At 62.2% G+C, this 18,606-nt stretch carries 17 protein-coding genes; 6 read left to right on the forward strand and 11 right to left on the reverse strand.

The genetic code is table 11. The annotated features are described in order from the left end of the window. Positions 1–57: 57 nt before the first annotated feature. Complete coding sequence (lpdA, locus tag VJZ71_18710) at positions 58–1,470, reverse strand: dihydrolipoyl dehydrogenase (GenBank protein ID HKQ50115.1); 1,413 nt, start codon at positions 1,468–1,470, stop codon at positions 58–60. Between the two features lie 157 nt (positions 1,471–1,627). Further along, positions 1,628–2,614, reverse strand: a complete 987-nt coding sequence (locus tag VJZ71_18715) for a cation diffusion facilitator family transporter (GenBank protein ID HKQ50116.1) — start codon at positions 2,612–2,614, stop codon at positions 1,628–1,630. Positions 2,615–2,815: 201 nt separating this feature from the next. Between VJZ71_18715 and VJZ71_18720 the strand changes: the two genes are divergently transcribed. Both VJZ71_18720 and VJZ71_18725 read left to right on the forward strand, forming a co-directional pair. Continuing rightward, entirely contained in the window at positions 2,816–3,811 is a 996-nt protein-coding gene (locus VJZ71_18720) for a glycosyltransferase family 2 protein (GenBank protein ID HKQ50117.1), read from the forward strand. After that, positions 3,808–4,596, forward strand: a complete 789-nt coding sequence (locus VJZ71_18725) for a glycosyltransferase family 2 protein (protein ID HKQ50118.1) — start codon at positions 3,808–3,810, stop codon at positions 4,594–4,596. The genes VJZ71_18720 and VJZ71_18725 overlap by 4 nt, the downstream gene beginning before the upstream one ends. Here VJZ71_18725 and VJZ71_18730 read toward each other — a convergent pair. From VJZ71_18730 to VJZ71_18750, 5 genes are all read right to left on the reverse strand, one after another. Further along, positions 4,584–6,365 (reverse strand): hypothetical protein, encoded by a 1,782-nt coding sequence (locus VJZ71_18730; protein HKQ50119.1) that lies wholly within the window; start codon positions 6,363–6,365, stop codon positions 4,584–4,586. The two genes, VJZ71_18725 and VJZ71_18730, sit on opposite strands and share 13 nt — an antisense overlap. A gap of 15 nt (positions 6,366–6,380) precedes the next feature. Next, positions 6,381–6,539: a hypothetical protein gene (locus VJZ71_18735; protein HKQ50120.1), complete on the reverse strand. Its 159-nt coding sequence runs from the start codon at positions 6,537–6,539 to the stop codon at positions 6,381–6,383. Between the two features lie 6 nt (positions 6,540–6,545). Further along, positions 6,546–7,112, reverse strand: a complete 567-nt coding sequence (locus VJZ71_18740; GenBank protein HKQ50121.1) for a Minf_1886 family protein — start codon at positions 7,110–7,112, stop codon at positions 6,546–6,548. A 68-nt stretch (positions 7,113–7,180) separates the two neighbouring features. Next, the gene (ricT, locus tag VJZ71_18745; protein ID HKQ50122.1) at positions 7,181–8,515 is read right to left on the reverse strand and encodes a regulatory iron-sulfur-containing complex subunit RicT; all 1,335 of its coding nucleotides are present in this window, start codon (positions 8,513–8,515) and stop codon (positions 7,181–7,183) included. Between the two features lie 180 nt (positions 8,516–8,695). Next, complete coding sequence (locus tag VJZ71_18750; GenBank protein ID HKQ50123.1) at positions 8,696–10,537, reverse strand: PQQ-dependent sugar dehydrogenase; 1,842 nt, start codon at positions 10,535–10,537, stop codon at positions 8,696–8,698. A 276-nt stretch (positions 10,538–10,813) separates the two neighbouring features. Between VJZ71_18750 and VJZ71_18755 the strand changes: the two genes are divergently transcribed. The 3 genes from VJZ71_18755 to VJZ71_18765 all read left to right on the forward strand — a co-directional run bounded on the left by VJZ71_18755 (position 10,814) and on the right by VJZ71_18765 (position 12,849). Then, on the forward strand, positions 10,814–10,999 hold the full coding sequence (locus tag VJZ71_18755) for a hypothetical protein (protein HKQ50124.1): 186 nt from the start codon (positions 10,814–10,816) through the stop codon (positions 10,997–10,999). A gap of 196 nt (positions 11,000–11,195) precedes the next feature. Beyond that, positions 11,196–12,503 (forward strand): isocitrate dehydrogenase (NADP(+)), encoded by a 1,308-nt coding sequence (gene icd / locus VJZ71_18760; protein ID HKQ50125.1) that lies wholly within the window; start codon positions 11,196–11,198, stop codon positions 12,501–12,503. 4 nt (positions 12,504–12,507) lie between these two features. Next, a complete protein-coding gene (locus tag VJZ71_18765) occupies positions 12,508–12,849 on the forward strand; it encodes an ATP-dependent Clp protease adaptor ClpS (GenBank protein ID HKQ50126.1) in 342 nt (113 codons plus the stop codon). A 23-nt stretch (positions 12,850–12,872) separates the two neighbouring features. Here VJZ71_18765 and VJZ71_18770 read toward each other — a convergent pair whose 3' ends face one another. From VJZ71_18770 to VJZ71_18780, 3 genes are all read right to left on the reverse strand, one after another. Beyond that, a complete protein-coding gene (locus VJZ71_18770) occupies positions 12,873–14,009 on the reverse strand; it encodes a Xaa-Pro peptidase family protein (GenBank protein ID HKQ50127.1) in 1,137 nt (378 codons plus the stop codon). Positions 14,010–14,155: 146 nt separating this feature from the next. Beyond that, a complete protein-coding gene (locus VJZ71_18775; GenBank protein ID HKQ50128.1) occupies positions 14,156–15,517 on the reverse strand; it encodes a GGDEF domain-containing protein in 1,362 nt (453 codons plus the stop codon). After that, the gene (locus VJZ71_18780; GenBank protein ID HKQ50129.1) at positions 15,514–16,233 is read right to left on the reverse strand and encodes a hypothetical protein; all 720 of its coding nucleotides are present in this window, start codon (positions 16,231–16,233) and stop codon (positions 15,514–15,516) included. The genes VJZ71_18775 and VJZ71_18780 overlap by 4 nt, the downstream gene beginning before the upstream one ends. Before the next feature lie 161 nt (positions 16,234–16,394). Between VJZ71_18780 and dacB the strand changes: the two genes are divergently transcribed. Further along, positions 16,395–17,867: a D-alanyl-D-alanine carboxypeptidase/D-alanyl-D-alanine-endopeptidase gene (dacB, locus tag VJZ71_18785; GenBank protein HKQ50130.1), complete on the forward strand. Its 1,473-nt coding sequence runs from the start codon at positions 16,395–16,397 to the stop codon at positions 17,865–17,867. Here the strand turns inward: dacB and VJZ71_18790 are convergent. Beyond that, positions 17,856–18,521 (reverse strand): DUF4142 domain-containing protein, encoded by a 666-nt coding sequence (locus tag VJZ71_18790; GenBank protein ID HKQ50131.1) that lies wholly within the window; start codon positions 18,519–18,521, stop codon positions 17,856–17,858. The two genes, dacB and VJZ71_18790, sit on opposite strands and share 12 nt — an antisense overlap. Between the last annotated feature and the right edge of the window lie 85 nt (positions 18,522–18,606).

Below are 18,606 nucleotides of genomic sequence, written 5' to 3' on the forward strand. Positions count from 1 at the left end.
ACGGCGAACTTGCCCGTCCGAGAACCGGAACGTCAATAATTCACACGAACTCAACGCCTAATGTCCGCCGTGGACGCCCATGCCCAGCATGGCCTCGGCGGCTTCGGCGAGGGTTTCGCTGGTGGCGGGGTGCGGGTGGATCGAGGCGCCGATGTCTTCGGCGACGGCGGCCATTTCCATTCCCAGGACCGCCTCGGCGATCAGGTCGCCGGCATGGGCTCCGACGATGCCGACGCCGAGTAGGCGGTGGGTCTTGTTGTCGAAAATCATCTTGGTGAGACCGTCCGTGCGGCCCATGGAGACGGCGCGGCCGCTGGCGGCCCAGGGGAACTTGGTCACCTTTACATCCAGCTTTTTGGCGACGGCCTCGGCCTCGGTAAGACCGCACCACGCGATCTCGGGGTCGGTATAGACGACCGCGGGGATGCAGGCGGGGTCGAAGATGGTCGTTTTGCCGGCGATGGCCTCCACGGCCACCTTGGCCTCGCGCATGGCCTTGTGGGCGAGCATCGGCTCACAGGCGACGTCGCCGATGGCGAAGATCCGCTTGTCGGTCGTGCGCCGCTGGGAATCGACGGTGATGAACCCCTTGGAGTCGATCTGGACCCTGGTGTTCTCCAGCCCCAGACCGGCGGAATTGGGTTTTCGGCCGACGGAAACGAGGATGCGGTCGAATTCCTCGGTCCGGTCTTTGCCTTCGAGGGCAAAAGTGACGGCGTAGGCCGAGCCGGTCTTCTTCGCACCCTTGAGCGTCGCGGCGGTGTGGATCGCTTTCATCTGTTTGCGGAACTTGGTCAGGAGCGGCCGGACGAGATCGGCATCCGCGCCGGCGAGGACATTTTCGAGTGCCTCGACGACGGTCACCTCGCTGCCCAGTGCGGCGTAAACCTGCCCAAGTTCGAGACCGATGTAGCCGCCGCCCACGACGAGCAAGCGCTTGGGGATTTCCTGCACCTTTAGGGCGTCGGCGGCGTCCCAGTAGAAGTCGCGCGGCAGGAGCGATTCGGGCAGGGTTTTTGCGGAGGAGCCGGTGGCGACGATGCAGTGTTTGAACTTGATCCGCGAGACTTCGGCCCCCTCGATGAAGACGCTGCGGGAGTCCTCGAACTCGGCCGTGCCGTTGATGTATTCCACCTTGCGACCGGACAGGAGCGTCTTGACGCCGCCGGAAAGTTTTTTGATGACGCTGTTCTTCCAGTCGCGGAGCCTGGTGACGTCGGTTTGCGGTTTGGAGAAGCTGACGCCGAAATCCGCGGCATGGGCGGCCTCGCCGATGATCTTGGCGACGTGCAGGAGGGCCTTGCTGGGGATGCAGCCTTCGCGGAGGCAGACGCCGCCGGGAACGTCGGCCTTTTCCACCAGAGCGGTTTGGATGCCATGATCCGCCGCCGCGCAGGCCGCGACATATCCGCCGGGGCCGCCCCCGATAACCAACAAATCGACTTCCTGTGCCAAGTCACCAACGACCATGCTAAAAACCTCTCTTGAATGCCAAACCTCGTTGTGCTGCTTCGGGGGGCGATTCTAGGGTGATTAGGATTAGGATGCTATGTGCCAAGGAAGGCGAGGCTGTGCGGTTGACAAGCCACGGCCTGGCTGCTGCCAGACCGTGCCGCCCGAAACACGCTCAGTGGATGAACTCGCGTTCGTCCGGGGAGGCGTCGTGGGTTCGGACTTTGGGCTGGCCGGCCATCCATTGCTCGTGATTGCGGTCGGCGGTGTTGAGCGGCTCAAGATGCACCATCGTCCGCGTGGTTGGCCACTTTTCCGCGATCGCCGCCTCGATTTCGTGGCCCAATGCGTGGGCGCTGGCGACGGTGGTCTCCGGCGCGACGACGAGATGCATTTCCAGGTGTCGTTCGGCCCCGGATTGCCTGGTCCGGACGCCATGAACCTCCAGGAATCGATCGCTGAACCGCTCGATGATCCGGCCCAATTCGTCGAGTTCGTTCGCGGGCAGCGCGGCGTCGGTGAATTGGCGGATGACCTCTCGAAAGATGTGCCCCGAAATCCAGACGAGGCAGATCGCGACGGCAAGAGCCAGAATGGTGTCCGTGATGGGCCAGTCACCGATCGCGCCGATGAGCAGGCCCACGCCAAGGCCGCCGGTGATATAGATGTGCGTCTGAAGATGCAGGGCTTCAGCGAGCAGGGCCGGCGACTTCGTGGCCCGGGCCTCACGCATCAGGTAGAGCGAGACGACGAGGTAGAAGACGGCCGCCGCGCCCATCGCCACGCAGACGTAAAGCGGAATCTGTTCAGGCGCTTCGCCGCGCAAGAGACGGCCGATGGCCCGCCAGGCGATTCCTCCCGCGGCCACCAGCACGAAGGATCCCTCGACGGTCGCGCCCAAGGCCTCGAATTTGCCATGACCAAATTGGTGAGATCGGTCAGCAGGCCGCGCGGCGATCAACACGGCGACGAGGACGACGATGGAATCCACGCCGTCGAGCAGGGTATGGATCCCTTCCGCGATGAGGCTCTCCAGGCCGAGGATCCAACCGAGTGCGGCCTCGATGACGCCGACGGAAAAGCTCGCGGCAATGGCAATCCGAACGGCGCGAACCCGTCGCCGGGTCTCCTGCTGGACGGGTGCAAGGGAAGTGTCGGGCATGGGGCCGTTCGCCTCGCCCAGTCGAGTCTTCGACTCGACCGATCTTCGACCGGGGGCGGAATATGGCACGGGCGCTTGGGCCGCGGCCTGAAACGACGTTACAGTTACCGGCGAGTCGCATCGCGACGGAGCAGCGATTATAGTCGGACCGTTCGGCTCGGATAGGAATCGCCGATTCGCCGGAAGCAGCCCTGGGCGTTCATGGCCTCACCGCTCGCCACCGTCATCATCCCCAATTATAACGGCCGCCGGTTTCTACCCAATCTCCTGGAGTCTCTCGCCGCTCAGCGTGGCGTCGAGTCCACGATCATCATCGTGGATGACGTCTCCACCGATGATAGCGTCGAATACGTGCAAGGCCGGTGGCCGGCCGTTCAACTGATCCGCCACGTTGAAAATGTCGGTTTCGCGGCGAGTTGCAACGCCGGCATTCGTGCCGCGACGACGCCCTTCGTCGTGCTGCTCAATAACGACACGCACGTTGAGGCGAATTGGCTGGCCGAGGGTCTGCGGCCGTTTGACGAGCCCGATGTCGGCTCGGTCGCCTCGCTGGCGCTGCTCGCCGAGCCGCCGCACTTGATTGACACGGCGGGAGACGTGTACAGCGTGGCGGGCGGGGCGGTCAAGCGAAAGCACTTGTGCCCGCGCGAGGACAGCCCTGAATCGGAATCGGCGCCTTTTTCACCTTCTGGGGTGTCGGCGTTTTATCGGCGGGACGCGCTGGAAAAAACGGGTCTGCTCGATGAACGGTTCGAGAGCTATTACGAAGATGTCGATCTGGGGTTCCGCATGGCGTGGGCGGGGTATCGGTGCGTCTTCGCGCCGGGGTCGGTCTGTTATCACCACTTAAGTGCATCGTACCATCCGCGAAGCTGGAGGTATCACTACAACTCGGCTCGAAATGCGGAGATCGTCTGGTGGAGCCACATGCCTCGCCGCGTCCGCTTTCTGCCGGCGCACCTGGTGTTTCTGGCGATGCAGGTCATGCATAAGACGTGGCAGGGCGTGGGTCCGGCGTATGTGGCGGGAAAGCTCGGGGCGCTGGGGCATTGGGGTCATGTCCTGCACAAGCGGCGGGAATCCGTGGGCCGCGCGCAGGTCTCGACATCGAAGATTGAGGAACAGTTGGTGCGCGATTGGTGGAAGCTGCACGTGCGCTCGCGCGGATCTACATCGAATCCCACAGGTGGCGCGTGATCAGCATCCTTACGGTGAATTATCATTCGTCGGCGGACGTGGGGGTGTTGGCGGAGTCACTGCGCAAGCACCCTTCGCGCGGGCCGATGCAGCTTGTCGTCACCAATAATTCGCCGGACGATTCGATCGGGCTGGTGGGGGACGAACGCCTATCCATTGACATCGCGGATTCGGTGAATCGCGGGTTCGCGGCCGGGATCAACTTGGCCTTTCAGCGGTCACAGGGCCAATACGTCATGATCGCGAACCCGGATGTACAAGTGACCGCGGGAGCCATGGACGCGGCCATCGACCTGTTAGTCGCGGATCGGACGACGGGCGTGGTCCTGCCGCTTATGCGCAATATCGACGGCCAAGTCCAGCGTTCCGCTCGGCAGTTTTATACCTGGCCGGTCGCACTCTTTGCGCGCTCGCCGCTGCGGTGGCTGGGCATCCGGCCCGCGTTTTTTCGCCGGTACCTTTGCGAAGACCTGCCGTTGGATGTTCCGACGACCGTGGATTGGGGCCTGGGCGGCGCGATGTTTCTGCGGCGCGAGGATTGCGAATCCGACGGGGTCTTCGATGAACGTTTTTTTCTCTACTTCGAGGACGTCGACCTTTGCTATCGCACGTGGCTCCGCGGTCAGCGCGTGATGTATTGCCCGCGGATCGAGTGTATTCATGCCCACCGGCGGTCCAGCCGCAATCCCTTTACGCTCGCCGGGTGGCATCACTTGCGGAGTTTTTTGGCTTTTCGAAAGAAATACGGTGGGCTGCCGCAGCGTCCGGTCCCTCAAACTACCTGACAAAACCTCGCAATGGCTTGCAGCCGGTGCGCCCAGGTATGGCGTTCGTTCATGATTCTCGAGACTTGAAGGGTGCTCTCAGGCGCGTCACGGCCGTTCAGCAGTTTCAACAATTCGGCGCGCGAAGCGAAGGAAATCTTGAAAGGGTCCAGATCCGTCAGTGGCGGGGGAACGCCGCCCACGCAGCGATGGAAACAGCGAAGCCCCGCGGCGAGGCCATCCAGCAGAGGCTCCCAGGGTCCCGCAATGGAATCGAATCCGATCATCGTTCGGTAGCGAGACAATGTTTCCTTGACATCCGGCGGCGCGGGCCAAGAACCGCAGTGATGTTTCGCAAACGCCGGGTCGTTTTCCCATCCGGCCCCGTACAGGTCGAATTTACCGATCTTGGCGTGGAGAAACTCCAGAAATTTTGTGCGAATAACGGCCGGCGCCAGGCGGCGCTGAATCCGCTCGATCAAGCCCGCGCGGACGTCGTCGCTGGTCAGTGTGATTTTGGCCTGCCTTTCGGCGGCCAACAGGACTTCCGCCACACGTTGATCGTGATACTCATCACATTGGTTCGCCACGATTCCCGCGGCGAACTCCCAGAGGCGGCGATGCGAAGGCAGGTGCAGACCGGCGGCTTCGGCGGACGCGTCGATGCGATCGGCGACGACCATCAGGCGCTCGGTCTTCGCCGCCTCGCCCGCATTCTCAACGGTGAGGCCCGATTGTGCTGCGGGAGGAACCAATAGGACAGCCTCCCTGGAAACGCCGGCTTCCAACGCCTGCCGTTGCTGTAGTTCATTCACCACTCCCAAGCGCACATTTGGTCCAAGCCGGCCCAGCCATTCCTTCGACAGAGGCCCTCCGTGTGTGCAAAAGACGATCGCCTCTTCTTCGGGCAAAGGGTAGGGCATCATCGACGGGCTCACATCGAGCAAAAGGCACATCGTCGGGGAAAGCTCTCCCAAGGCCCGGCGAATGCCGAGAGGATGGACCCTGGCAGGGTGGTCGAGAACAAAGGCCTCGGCCCGCCATCCTAGCGATTCGGCGGCCGACGAAAGCACCTGTGCCCCGCGACGTATTCGAGCATCGACGACGGTGGAGAGGATGGCCAGGCGGGGCGGGGCCGGCGCGTTGGTGGATACCGGTTTGCGAGCGAGGCACGTGGTCAAACCGCCGGCGCGCTGAGCGGCGAGTCGGACGTTCATTTCCGTGAGGCGTTGGCTGATCTCGGTGATTTGTGGCCGGTCGAACCACGGCCAGGAGAGAATTCTCTGCGGCTCCCGGTATCCGTCGTTCTCGGTAAGGAATCGCTCCAAGTCCTGCCAGGCCGTTGCTCCGATGAAAAGGAGCAGCCGCCCTTCGCGAATCTCCCGCGAGAAATCGTAGAGCCGCAGCACACAGACGGTGCTCCACTCGCAATCATCGACCACCATGACCGCCTGGTGCGGGGCGAGTCGGGCGAAGAGGAGTTGCGCCTCGGCCCCCTGGCCGAATCCGGCAAGCAGGATATTTCCGTCGCCGGGTTGAAAGGCATCTACCAATGCCGCCGCGCGAATGTTCGGCATCGTGGTGCGGCCCAGCCAGTGCGAGCGTTCGTCCGTGTCGGTCCAAGTGAAGGTCGACGCGCCATCTCGCGATTTCGCTGGTGTGAGCGTCCGCGGTCCCCGTGCATCCTCGATCAGCACGGCTGCGGTCGGGTGACGCTTGCGCAGCGCGGCAAGATTAATCTCCAAATTGGCAGTATCAGGCGGTGCGGCGGATGAGGGCGCGGCGGTCAAGAAAATTGTCCCGGCCTATTGCAGCGATCCAAACCACCGATTGGCGGCGATCGCGGCGAGGAGGGCGATCCATGCCGTGTAGATCAAGCCCACGAGAATGACCTGACCGCGCGTGACTCGCGGGGCCAGTTCCTTCTCCCAGGCTCGATCGTCCTCCTTGACCGCTGTGTTCACGGTGGGTTACTCCGACTTTTCAGCTTTCGCAGGCTGCCTGGATAAGTCGATCTTGTAGGACTGGACGAAGGCCGTTTCGAAATCGAATACGTTATCGAAGTCGCGGATATCGTCTTCCGGCTGTTTCTGCAAGAGCCCGTGATCGACCAGGGCGAAGACCATTCTGCCGAAATCCTTGGTCGAGCGGATACCCCAATGCCTCAGCACGACCGGCGCGAGCAAGCCCCATTGGTCGAGCGCCAAATCCCGCAGTCCCCAGCACAGATCCTCACCGTCCACGTGGAGATTGAGGCGCTGCGTCGCGGCCTTGATGCTGCCCGATTCTTCGATGAACTTGGCCACGAATCGCGGGACGTTTTTCCTCCGCAGGAGCGCCGGCAATTCGGAAAGCTGCGCCCCTTCTGATTCCAACCACTCGATGACCTTGCGCACCGACTTGGCGATCTGGCCGTGCGTCTTTTGTACGGTGACGTCCAGGCCCTGGCGCAGGAACTCGTAGGCTTCCGGTCGATATTTTCCCAACCGATCAGCTATGGCCTCGATCGGGTTTTGAGTCGTTTGTGACACGCTCATCCAGCACCACCCCCGGCGATCTCGTCGCCCGCTCTCGTATGCAATAATGATAGCATCTTTGCCCTGTCCTACCCTTGTCCGCCCGGCGGAAAACCCGGCCCCGGGTCGCCGGGACCTGCGCCCGCCGGTCCACCGGCCTCGGGTGGTCTATGCCGCCGACCCCGGCGGCGCCGCCGCCGACCGCGGTGAGGTCGATCAGTTCCCTGGTTTTGATCGGCCGTCTCCGGCATGTCACCTGATGGGGCATCCGGCGGCCCGTCCCGGCCCGGACGGTCGATCATATTGTCCGTATTCGCCGGTGGGGCTTCCACTTGCGGCCGAATCGGGCGCGGGGGATTGGCCGGCTGAATCGGCGGACGTCGATCACGGTCTCCCGTACCCCGTCCGGGATACCGGTCGGCGGCCGGCCGCTGTTCACCTACGTCGGGCATCGGCACATTCTGCTCAACGACCTCTTCCAAGCCGACCGTTTCAACGAGGCCGTCTGAATCGTATTCGATCGTCAAGAGCTGCGTGAGGATTTGTCGGTCGCGGATCGTCCCGGCTCCGCGATCCGTCCGGACGCGCAGGCCGAGGCGCGGAAGCTTCTTGTTCAACTCCTCATAGCCCTCGTGCTCGTAGCGGAGGCAGCAGCGCAACCGCCCGCATCGGCCGGACACCTTGGCGGGATCGAGGGTCGCCTTCTGCAGCTTGGCCATGCGCATTGAAACGGGACGGAGGGTCTTCAGGAAGTTCTTGCAGCAGCATTCCCGGCCGCAAATTTCATAATCCGCGACGAGGCGGGCTTCGTCGCGAGCGCCCACCTGATGCATCTCAATCCGTGTATGGAAGTCGTGTGCCAGGTCGCGGACCAGGTCGCGAAAGTCGACGCGATCTTCAGACATGAAATGAAACACGAGACGCTCGCCACCAAAAAGGTGCTCGCAGGCCACGAATTTCATGGTCAAGCCGTGTTGTCGAGCGAGTTCCCGCGCCCGGCTGAGTTTTTCCGAACTTCCGTCGTTGAGGTGTTTTTCTTCCAGCAGGTCCTGGGGGGTGGCTTCGCGGAGGATTCGCCCGGATTTGAGTCGATAGAAATCCGGTCCGCTGTTCTTGGCGTAGTCGAGCACCTGCTGGCGCTTGATCGATTTGTCGCAGCCGGTACAAGTCAGACTGACCTGCTGGCCAATCTCGATCCCCCGGCTGGTCTGGACCACAACCTTCGCCCCGCAACCGAACAACATGCCCGGCGCGTAGCGGAACTCCCCGATGTATCCCATGTAGCCGTATCGAACGGCACAGGTAGGGTAGATCTTCTCCAGACCGTTCCCGCACTTGTGGTTGGGGTTGCAACCACTCGGGGAAAAGCTCGCGCCGCCGTATTGGTCGGGTTTATTGTTCAGGACGGCCAACGTGGCAACCATCCACTGATCCTCCCGAAACGGCAACAAGCCCACGCGTACCCATCCCGTTAGCGGTCACTCCATCGCCGCTTCGCCAAGGGGCAGATCGCCAGTAGGGCCCGGCCGACCGCGCATTATAGTGAATTCATCCAGGGAATCGAGTGGAAAAAACTTGATGTTCCGGGTGATCGGGGGGCGAATTCACGGGCCGACCAATGCATCCACGAATGCGGTGATGTCTCTTCCGTCCAATTGGTTGTCGGCGTTGGAATCCAACATGCAGACCAGGAGGGGGTTCTGCGTCGCGGCCAGAAGCTGGCCCACCATCAGGTCGATATCCCGCGACTCGGGGTCGCATTCATCGGGAAGGCCGTTGACATTGCAATCGCGACTCGTTTCGAGGGCGATGTCGAGGTCGTCGCCCGATCCGTTGGCGTTGCAATCGACGGCAATCCGTTTGATTTTTTGGCTGGTAAAGCTCGCGTAGTAGAGACCATATCCGGCGGGGTCGAAGGCAAAACATACGGGCTTTCCGTCGGTCAAGGCCTGGAAATCGCGGATCTCCAGGGCTGCGTCGTTCCGGTCCACCACGAGATTGCGGATCCAGCCTACCCAGCAATCGGCGAAGAAGTACGTGCCCTGATATTCGGCCGGAAACTTATCCCCGGTGTAAAAGAGGCCGCCAAACGCACACGGCCCCGCAAAACTGGCCCCGATGATTGGCGATGCAGGATCGTCGATGTTCACTGTCGCCGCAGTCCCATTGGCATTGAAAATAGGCACCCGCGTTTGCGCGATACCGTGGCGCCAGTCGAAGAGCGGGCGTTGGTGCAGGTAGGTCAATTCCGATGGAATTGATTCTTCGCTGTCGCACGGATTCGGCCACGACGGAGTCAGGAGTTTCGTATCGACCGCCTCGATCAACAGGTCATTGAAGTAAAAAAACTCCTGCGTACATGCGATGCCGTCGAACAGTGGATTCGGCGCGTCCCGATTGGCCTTTTGGATCGAGGGGAAACCGGCCGCCAGGCTCATCCCCTCAAAGCGCGGCCAGCCGTAGTTCGCTTTCCCCGTGCGGGCCAGCGCGGCCGATACCACATCCATCTCTTCCCAGTTGTTCACGCCCACGTCGCCCACGTAGATCGTTCCGGGCTCGCCGGCCAGGGGATCGGCCTGCCCCGTGCCCGGACGAAGCGAAAACCGATAGGGGTTACGAAACCCCATCGCCCAGGTCTTGGACCTGGGAGCGTAGGGGCTCGCCGCCTCATAGTACGGATTGCTGGCAACTCCGGCACAGCCGAGCACCGGATCGATGGAATCTACATCGAGGCGGAGGATCTTCCCGTTGTACGAGTTGACGAGCTGGGCTCGGAATGACCCCACTTGCTCGGGCAGAGTGAGGATTCCGTCGCTCTCCGCCGTGTTCGTGCTGTACGGTGTGACTCGTGAGCCGCCGCTGTCGGGGTTGTGCCATTGTCCACCATCCCCAACGCTAACCAACAAGGTGCCGTCCGCGGCGAACACCAGTGTGTCCGGGCCGTGCGATGAGCTGGTGATAGGGATGCCATCGGTGACATGTGGCGGAGTGGGATTGGTTTGCCAGTGGCCAATCAGGATCGTCCAGCTTTCAAGGTCCACCGTGGGAGTCGCCGAAGGACTGTTGCACGTATACCGGGTCAATCGGCCGATGGTATCCCGCATTTGATCCGGCGCTCCTCCCAACGGATTCGTTCCCTGTGGATCGCCGTTCGCCACGAGGTACTCGTAATCCACCGCGTACAGAAGGTACAGGTAACCGTTCGTGTTGAAGTCGGGATCCAGGGCAAACCCCAACAGCCCGTGGTCCCACCAATTCAACACCTCGGCGGAGATATCGATAAGGAGTCTCTTGACGCCGTTTTCGACGACAAAGACCCGGCCGGCCTTTTCCCAGAAGAACAGCCGACCATCGGTGGAAAAGGTCACGCCGACCGGCTGTGTAAGCCCGCTCAGAACGTCTTCCTCGACAAAGCCCGGCGGCAATCCGAGGCCGACCGATTCCATCGATAGGAGCGACACCAGCGTCAATAACGCGCCCTGCAGACGAGGGAATCCAGGTGCGCTGGATGCTGAGGTAGATCCGCTCATTCGCCAACCGGAAAAACGCAGTTTCGACACTTCTATCGGTCGCGCGGAACCAGCGTCCCGGGCCCCCGATTATAAAACGCCAGCCTGCTTAATAACATCGGTGAAAGGTCGGCGGCGAACGTGATGCGACTGGCATGGATCGTGCATAGAATTTTGTGGGGCAATTGGGCGCGCCCCATGGGAGGTGCTGCGATGGTGCTTGAGTTGAACAAAGAGGACCAAGAGACGCTCCAGGAGTTGATCCGCGAACGGTTGACCGATCTGGGCGTCGAGATTCACCGTACGGATCGGCCGGCCTATCGCCAGAAACTGGAGGCGCTGCAGGCAGCGCTTTTCGCTCTTCAGGCGAGGCTGGAGGCGACCGAGGTGGCCGCGTAGCCCATACCCGGCCCCTCTCCGTTGCTTGAAGGGCACGAATCCCTTTCGTCTACCCTGTGTGGCGGCGCTTTTAGCGCGCACGGGGTGCCGCTTGCGGCGTCCCTCTCATTGTCCAACCGGGGTTTCCTGATAGGATGTGGGGTTCAAAATACGGTGTTTCGGCCTGTACCTACCAGTCCGTCCGGAGGTGAACCCCATGCCTGGCGAAAAGATCAGCCGCGGTCCAGCAGAACGACTTTCCGTTCCCCATCACCCGATCATCCCCTTTATCGAGGGCGACGGGACGGGCCCGGATATCTGGCGGGCGTCGGTTCGCGTCTTTGACGCCGCCGTCGAGCGCGCCTATCGAGGAGAGCGGAAGATTGATTGGATGGAAGTCCTCGCGGGGGAGAAGGCCTTCAAGAAGACCGGAAACTGGCTGCCCGATGAGACGGTGCAGGCGTTCAAAGACTACCTTGTGGGAATCAAGGGGCCATTGACTACTCCCGTCGGCGGCGGCATTCGCTCCCTCAATGTGGCTCTTCGCCAAACGCTGGACCTGTTCGTTTGCCTTCGGCCCGTTCGCTACTTCAAAGGCGTCCCCTCGCCGGTTCGTCAGCCCGAGCAGGTCGAGATGGTGATCTTCCGCGAGAACACGGAGGACATTTACGCGGGAATCGAATATGCGGGCGGAACCCCGGAGTCGCAAAAGATCCTCGACTTTCTCGGCAAGGAGTTTCCCAAGGAGTTCGGGAAGGTTCGTTTCGGCACCAGGGAAAAAACGGAAGCGTGGCTCAGGCAGTTGGAGGCCATCGGGGCGCCCAAGCGCGAGATGCCCGTGCAGGTTGGCATCGGTTTCAAGCCTGTCAGCTACCTCGGCACCGAGCGATTGGTGCACAGCGCCCTCGGTTACGCCATCAAGAACAAGCGCAAGAGCGTCACGCTGGTCCACAAGGGCAACATCATGAAATTCACGGAGGGCGCCTTTCGTGATTGGGGTTATCAAGTCGCCAGGGAGTTCTACGGCGCGGTCGAGCTGGACGGTGGACCGTGGTGTAAGATTCCCGACGGCCGCCCCGGGGCCGGTCTCGTCATCAAGGACGTGATTGCGGATGCGTTCCTGCAGCAGATTCTCACTCGACCGGCCGATTATGACGTTATCGCGACGCTGAACCTCAATGGCGATTACGTCTCCGACGCCCTGGCGGCGTGCGTGGGCGGGATCGGGATCGCCCCCGGCGGCAACATCAATTACATCTCCGGTCACGCCGTCTTCGAGGCGACGCACGGCACAGCCCCCAAATACGCCGACCAGGACAAGGTCAACCCCGGCAGCGTGATACTTTCGGGCGAGATGATGCTGCGGTACATGGGTTGGACGGAAGCCGCCGACCTGATCATCAAGGGTGTGGAGGGGGCGATCGCCGCGAAGCGCGTGACGTACGATCTGCACCGGCTGATGGAAGGGGCGACGCTTTTGAAGTGCAGCGAGTTCGGGGATGCGGTGATCAAGAATATGGGATGACAAAATGTCTGTGTCGGCAACAACTACGAAGCAGAAGCCCAAAACCGCTGCTGCGAGGCCGGCGAACAAGCCCAAGCTCATCCCGCCGTATCACGTCATCCTACTCGACGACGACGACCACACTTACGATTACGTCATCGAGATGCTCGGGAAGGTCTTTGGCCACGCCACGCCCACGGCCATGCACATGGCCAAGGAGGTCGATACGACCGGCCGAGTGATCGTGGACACGACCTCGCTCGAACGGGCGGAGCTGAAAAGAGATCAGATCCACGCCTACGGGGCCGATTGGCGAATTCCACGCTGTAAGGGAAGCATGTCGGCGACGATTGAACCAGCAGAATGATGTGGTTCAGTTCCGAGGGGGCGCTACGCGAATTCTTCGGACATGTCCGTCGGCACTTCGCTTGTCAGGACCTCGCAGCCGTCATCGGTCACCGCCACCACATCCTCGATGCGGATTCCATAGCGCCCGGGGACATAGACGCCCGGTTCGACGGTCACACACATTCCCGCGGCCAGTGGTTGGCGGTTGCCGCGCACAAGGTAGGGCGGTTCGTGAATATTCAGCCCTACGCCGTGCCCGAGTCGATGGGAGAAGTAATCTCCCAGGCCGGCGTCTTCGATGATCGCCCGCGCGACTTGATCGACGGATTCGCAAGTGACGCCAGGGCGGACGGCGGCGATGGCGGCCTTTTGCGCCTCGCGGACGATCGCGTAAGCCCGGCGGATGTCTTCGTCCATCTCGCCGATCGCGAAGGTGCGGGTCATGTCGCCCAAATAGCCGCCACGATAGGCGGCGAAATCGACGATGACAGCGTCTCCCTCGCGGAATCGACGGTCGCTGGTCGGTTGATGTGGGATCGCCGCGGACTCTCCCCCCTGGATAAGTTCACCAAAGGGAGTCACCCCCGCGCGATTGAGGTGTTCATAGGCCTCGCGGCGAAGGTCCCTTTCGGTGATTCCCCGGCGGAGTAGACGTTTGATAATCGCGAAAATCCGCCCCGTGTCGCGGCAGGCCTCGCGGACGATCGCCAACTCGTCGGGGCTTTTGGTGATCCGCACGCTCTCGATCACGCCGGGATCAGGGATCAGGCGGGTTCCCGGCAGGTGGGCGACCAGGCGCGTCGAGGCATCGAGCCACGTATGAGGATCGAGCAGGATCGTCCCGCCGGCGAGGCCGAGGGATTTGGCGGCCTTCGCGACGGTCGCATAAGGGTCTTCGTGCTCGCGCCAATCGAAGATCTCGTTGTCCGCAAGGATGCCGTCGGCGATCGCAGCCTCAAAGGCGGGAACAATGAAGCCGACAGCGCCGTCGCGATTCAAGAGGGCGCAGACCAGTCGGTCGGTTGGCGCGAGGGGTACGCCGCAGAAGCCGAGGATGTTGGTGTCGCGAAAGATCAGGAGGCCATCCGCGTCGTATTCGGGCAACACAGCCGCTGCACGATCGCGATGTTGGCGCAAAAGTTCCGCATCAATGGGGGCCCGAACAATTTCGACTGGCATCGTTGTTTCTCAACATCCGGCGGCACTGGGCCACCGGGGGTGATTCTCTCCCCTGGGAATACCAATTTAACGTTATCTTTTTTGAAAACAAGAGAAAAATGGACATTGGATATCGCGGTTATGGGGCGTGCGCGAGCCGCGACAATTTAAGCTGACGGGCCAGGGCCGGCACCTTCGCCAGTGACCCAGAACCGGTTCTTCCCAGCCTCTTTGGCCCGCAGTAGCGCCTGGTCGGCAGCCTTGATCAACTCATGAGCCGTACGGGCCTGCCAAGGGAAATGGGCGAGACCGCCGCTGATGGTCAGGCAGCCGACCGCTTCGGGGCCCAAACGGGAAAAAGAGTGGCTTCGCAGGGCCTCTCGAAAGCGATCCACCACGGCGCGAAAGGCATGGGGGTGCTGCGAGCCGGCGGTACGGGGGCCTTCGGGGTCCCAGAAGACGACGACGAACTCGTCGCCGCCGTAGCGGGCGACCAGGTCGGACTTGCGGCAGCATTGAACAAAGAGCTTGCCGACTTCGATGAGAATTTCGTCCCCGGCATCGTGGCCGTAGGTGTCGTTGTAACGCTTGAAATCGTCGATGTCGAAGACGAGGGCCGTGACCGTAGCCTGGGCGTCTGCGGCAAGGGAGAGCTTTTCCTCGAGAAACTCGAGCAGCCGGCGCCGATTGGGCAGGCCGGTGAGGTCGTCGGTATAGGCTAGGGTCTTGAGTTGGTCGGTTCGCCGGGCGCTTTCTAACAGGCGACCGAAGAGGACGCCATAATGGCGAAGTTTGGCGGTGTCGTCGTGGGTGTAAGGCTGCGTCGAGGCGGCGGGTTTCGAAGAATCGAGTTGCCCTACTAATGATTCGTCGCGACGCGCGCCCACGCGGATTTGACCGATGGGCCGATTCTCCTGAAGGATGGGCTCAATCAGCACGGCCGCGAAGCCGCCCATCCCGGCGATACCTGTCCGGCCTTCAAGAACAACCGCTGCATCATGGGCGTGAAGCGCCGCGGCGACGAGGGCGGCCATGGCGTCGAGACAATCGGTCGCGCCTTCGGCCAGCTTTGGCAGCAAATCCGCCATGCGGGCCAGCTCTTCCGGCGACGGCGCGGGAGTGATCGCCGGGGTTTCGACCCAGCGGCGCTGCGTTCGGCGCGACGGAATGCCGAGGGCTTCTTCAAGGTCGATGGCCTCTGGCGGGAAGATGACGTAGCTGTCTGCGCCATGTTGGGTCAGCCGGCGACCGAGCGATTCGTAATTGGGTTCGCAACAAAAAACGACGGGGGACTCACCGGCCACGCGTTTCATGGCGGCGATGGCGGCCTCAGGCTGCCGGCAGTTGACCTCGAAGCCGACCAGCACTGCGCGGGTGGGCGAGCGCGGGATTTCGGCGATGGCCTCCAGGTAGGTGTGAACCCCTTCAATTCGCTGGGGCGCGAAACAGGAGGCGACAATGGGGCCCAGGCGCGGAAGATCGCCTACGACCAAAAGGCGCCGCTCAGTTGTCGCGTCGGCGGCAGTCATCGCGGTCGTCCTGTATTGCCGTCGCCCGGATTGGAGGGCGGGATCACGTTCTCATCGGGAGCCAGCAGCGCGTCGAGTTCCTGAGGAGAAATCGTCGGCGCGGCTTTGGGAGGTATGCGGACGGGCGGTTTGCGCTGGGGAGGGGCGGGTTCCTCGCTCGCCATACGTCGACGGACGGCTTCGTGAAGCGAAGGGCCGTCGCCATCGCTCGGAACGCCGTCGGTGGAAAGCGGTTTGCGGGGCGCGGCTCTCAGGGGAGGAACTGCGGAAGGCGGCGCTGGAGGCGGACTCGCGATCGAAGCGGACGCCGGCAAGGGCCGCGTCTGCGGAACGATTTCGGAGGACAGGTCTTGCGGTTGCGTCAATATCGCGGCAACAAATGACTGGACGGTCTTCAAAGGGAGGGTATTTTCGTCGAGCCGCAGACGGGTGGATGCGCCCGGCAGATCGGCCACGCAGAACCGAACGCCGCGGAAATAGCGCGGGGCGATCTGGAGAAACGCTCGCTCCTGCGGGTCGAGGCTTCGGACATCGATGAGAACATGGCGTAAACCCGGCGAAAGGGCGAGTTCGGCCGTTGCGGCGTACACATCCGCGGCGACCGCCAACGCCTTGCTGGAGCGCGTAAAGGCGGCCACGGCGTCGGAAAATGGCGGCTGAGCCACGTCCGCGACGATGAGAATAGAAGGGTTGTCAGACCGTCCGATAGTGGACATGCCCTGCCCCGATAAGAATCGAACGCCGGACCTCGTCCCTGGCGAGGACTCGGTTGATCGATCGTGACGCGTAGGGTGAACGCTCTCCGTGAGAGTCTACGGGGACGAAGGGATCAAGTCAAAACTTGCAGGCGGCAAAGGCATTCGTAGGATCAGGAGTCATGATGCGGCGACATACTCGGACTTGGAAACGAAGCGGCTCGGCATTTGTGCTGATGACGGTCGCGGCGCTCGTACCGCTTGCGACGACTGCGATAATGCGGGCCGAGCCTAAAGACCGTGCGGAAAACTCGCTTGCCGCACAGCTCGACAAGGTGCTGACCGGCTACGCCGACAAGCGGGTGCAGTTCGGCGGGTGCGTCATCGAGCTTCCCAGCGGGCGCGTGCTTTACGATCACAACGGCGAGCAGCCGATGATCCCGGCCAGCAACATGAAGCTTGTCGTCATGTCCGCGGCCCTCGATCAGCTTGGCAAGGACTACCAGTTCAAGACGATCCTGGCGGTTCGCGGCAAGGACCTGGTCGTCGTGGGAGGCGGCGATCCGACAATCGGCGACGAGAAACCAGCCCGGGCCTCCGGCAAATCCATCACCGCGGTTTTTCACGGGTGGGCGGAGAAACTCAAGGCCTCCGGCGTCAAGCAGATTCCCGGGAACATTGTGATCGACGATTCTGTTTTCGACCGGCAATTTACACACCCGAACTGGCCCCCCGAGCAGTTCGAGGCCTGGTACGAAGCGCCGGTGGGGGGACTGAACTTTAATGCCAACTGCGTCGACGTGAGCATCAAGCCCGGTCCGGCGGGTAAGCCGGCTCAGGTGAGCGTGATTCCCTCCGGCGCGGCGGTCAAGATGGTGAACCAGACGGTGACCGGAAAGAAGCACTCGGCGCGGGTCTCGCGCACCAAGGGTAGCGACACGATCATTGTCGGCGGATCGGTCGCGCGATCGGACCGGCTGGGGCCGGTGACGGTGCGCGATCCGGGCCTGCACTTCGGACAGGTGCTGCGGTCCGTGCTGGTCGCCCAGGGTATTCGCGTGGGCGGAAATGTCGTGCGCGAGCGCGTCCGTGTGATGGGCGATGGGATGCCGGAGAACAGCCATGTCGTGGCGATCGAACAAACGCCCCTTCGGCAGGCGATGTCGCGGGCGGGCAAGGACAGCCTGGGCATGATGGCCGAGGCCCTGATCAAGGCACTGGGCCATAAGCAATCGGGCGCTGGAACGTGGGAGAACGGCAGCGCGGCGGTGAAGATGTTCTTGCAAAAAGCCGGGGCGGCTCCCGGGGCCGTCGTCGATGACGGCAGCGGTCTCTCGCGGAAGAATCGCATCAGCGCGGCGGCCATGACGCAGGTGCTGCGGTACATCCACGACTCAAGCGGTTTTGAACTGCTCCGCGACACACTCTCCAAGGCGGGTGTAGATGGCACGCTGGACGATCGGCTTGGCGGACCGGCCACGCGCGGGCGGGTGTTTGCAAAAACGGGCTACATCAACGGTGTTCGCACGCTGGCAGGCTATGCCCAAACCAAGGCGGGCCGTTGGGTGGCATTCGCATTCTTCTACAACGGTGCGGCCAGTACCCGGCCGCTGACGCAACTTCAGGACAAGGCTTGCGAATTATTAGTAAAGTGAGGGCGAGGCGCGTTCGGCCTCGCGGGGGGCTCCGGGAACGCTGGCCTCTTCATCCTCGATCTTGACGCTCAGTGCGTTCGCCAATGCGCGGGCTTTCTGCAGATGGTCGCGAAGAAGAGGGAGGTTTTCCCCGGCGGCGTCACGCACCTGCGGGTCGAGGCCATTGCGGGCCTCTTCGTCGTATTCGCGCACCAGGGTGAGGTGTTCCGCGACCATCATGCGAAGGTACTCGCGATCAAACGCGTCTCCGAAGAGCGGCATAATTTGGCCCAGGAGCGATCGATGTGCCGGCGTCATGCCCGGGGGAATGGTGATATCCCGATCCATCGCGACATCGAGGAGATCCCGTTCCGCTTTCCGATGATCCTCGATCATTTGTCGGCCGAGTTTCTTCACGCGTGCATCGCTCGCCTGGCGTTGGGCAATTCGCCCAAGTTCGACCTGCATCCGGGCCGCGGAAGCGGCGTTTCTAATGAAGCGTTCCCCGCGTGTCCCGCTTTCGAACGCGACGGTGCGGACGCGCGAAGTCGTATCATTGGAGCTTTGCGCGAGGACGGCTCCCCGATCGTCGATTGCCGCGTGAGTCGGTTCCGGGCCCGCGTCGCATCCCGTGGTCAAACAAACTATCGTCGTCCCAATGATCGCAAAGCGCATAGACGACTCCCCCCATAGTATTTCATATGAGCTTTACGGGAGGGTAAAAACCCGCTGACGAATCTGTAGAAGTAGATTCTGAGTA

Source organism: Phycisphaerae bacterium (assembly GCA_035275405.1).
GTDB lineage: Bacteria > Planctomycetota > Phycisphaerae > UBA1845 > UTPLA1 > DATEMU01.

Coding starts and splice junctions, on each gene's coding strand:
- lpdA (HKQ50115.1), bottom strand. CDS start 1,470: ATGGTCGTTGGTGACTTGGCACAGGAAGTCGATTTGTTGGTTATCGGG.
- VJZ71_18715 (HKQ50116.1), bottom strand. CDS start 2,614: ATGCCCGACACTTCCCTTGCACCCGTCCAGCAGGAGACCCGGCGACGG.
- VJZ71_18720 (HKQ50117.1), top strand. CDS start 2,816: ATGGCCTCACCGCTCGCCACCGTCATCATCCCCAATTATAACGGCCGC.
- VJZ71_18740 (HKQ50121.1), bottom strand. CDS start 7,112: ATGAGCGTGTCACAAACGACTCAAAACCCGATCGAGGCCATAGCTGAT.
- ricT (HKQ50122.1), bottom strand. CDS start 8,515: ATGGTTGCCACGTTGGCCGTCCTGAACAATAAACCCGACCAATACGGC.
- VJZ71_18750 (HKQ50123.1), bottom strand. CDS start 10,537: ATGGAATCGGTCGGCCTCGGATTGCCGCCGGGCTTTGTCGAGGAAGAC.
- VJZ71_18755 (HKQ50124.1), top strand. CDS start 10,814: ATGGTGCTTGAGTTGAACAAAGAGGACCAAGAGACGCTCCAGGAGTTG.
- icd (HKQ50125.1), top strand. CDS start 11,196: ATGCCTGGCGAAAAGATCAGCCGCGGTCCAGCAGAACGACTTTCCGTT.
- VJZ71_18765 (HKQ50126.1), top strand. CDS start 12,508: ATGTCTGTGTCGGCAACAACTACGAAGCAGAAGCCCAAAACCGCTGCT.
- VJZ71_18770 (HKQ50127.1), bottom strand. CDS start 14,009: ATGCCAGTCGAAATTGTTCGGGCCCCCATTGATGCGGAACTTTTGCGC.
- VJZ71_18775 (HKQ50128.1), bottom strand. CDS start 15,517: ATGACTGCCGCCGACGCGACAACTGAGCGGCGCCTTTTGGTCGTAGGC.
- VJZ71_18780 (HKQ50129.1), bottom strand. CDS start 16,233: ATGTCCACTATCGGACGGTCTGACAACCCTTCTATTCTCATCGTCGCG.
- dacB (HKQ50130.1), top strand. CDS start 16,395: ATGATGCGGCGACATACTCGGACTTGGAAACGAAGCGGCTCGGCATTT.
- VJZ71_18790 (HKQ50131.1), bottom strand. CDS start 18,521: ATGCGCTTTGCGATCATTGGGACGACGATAGTTTGTTTGACCACGGGA.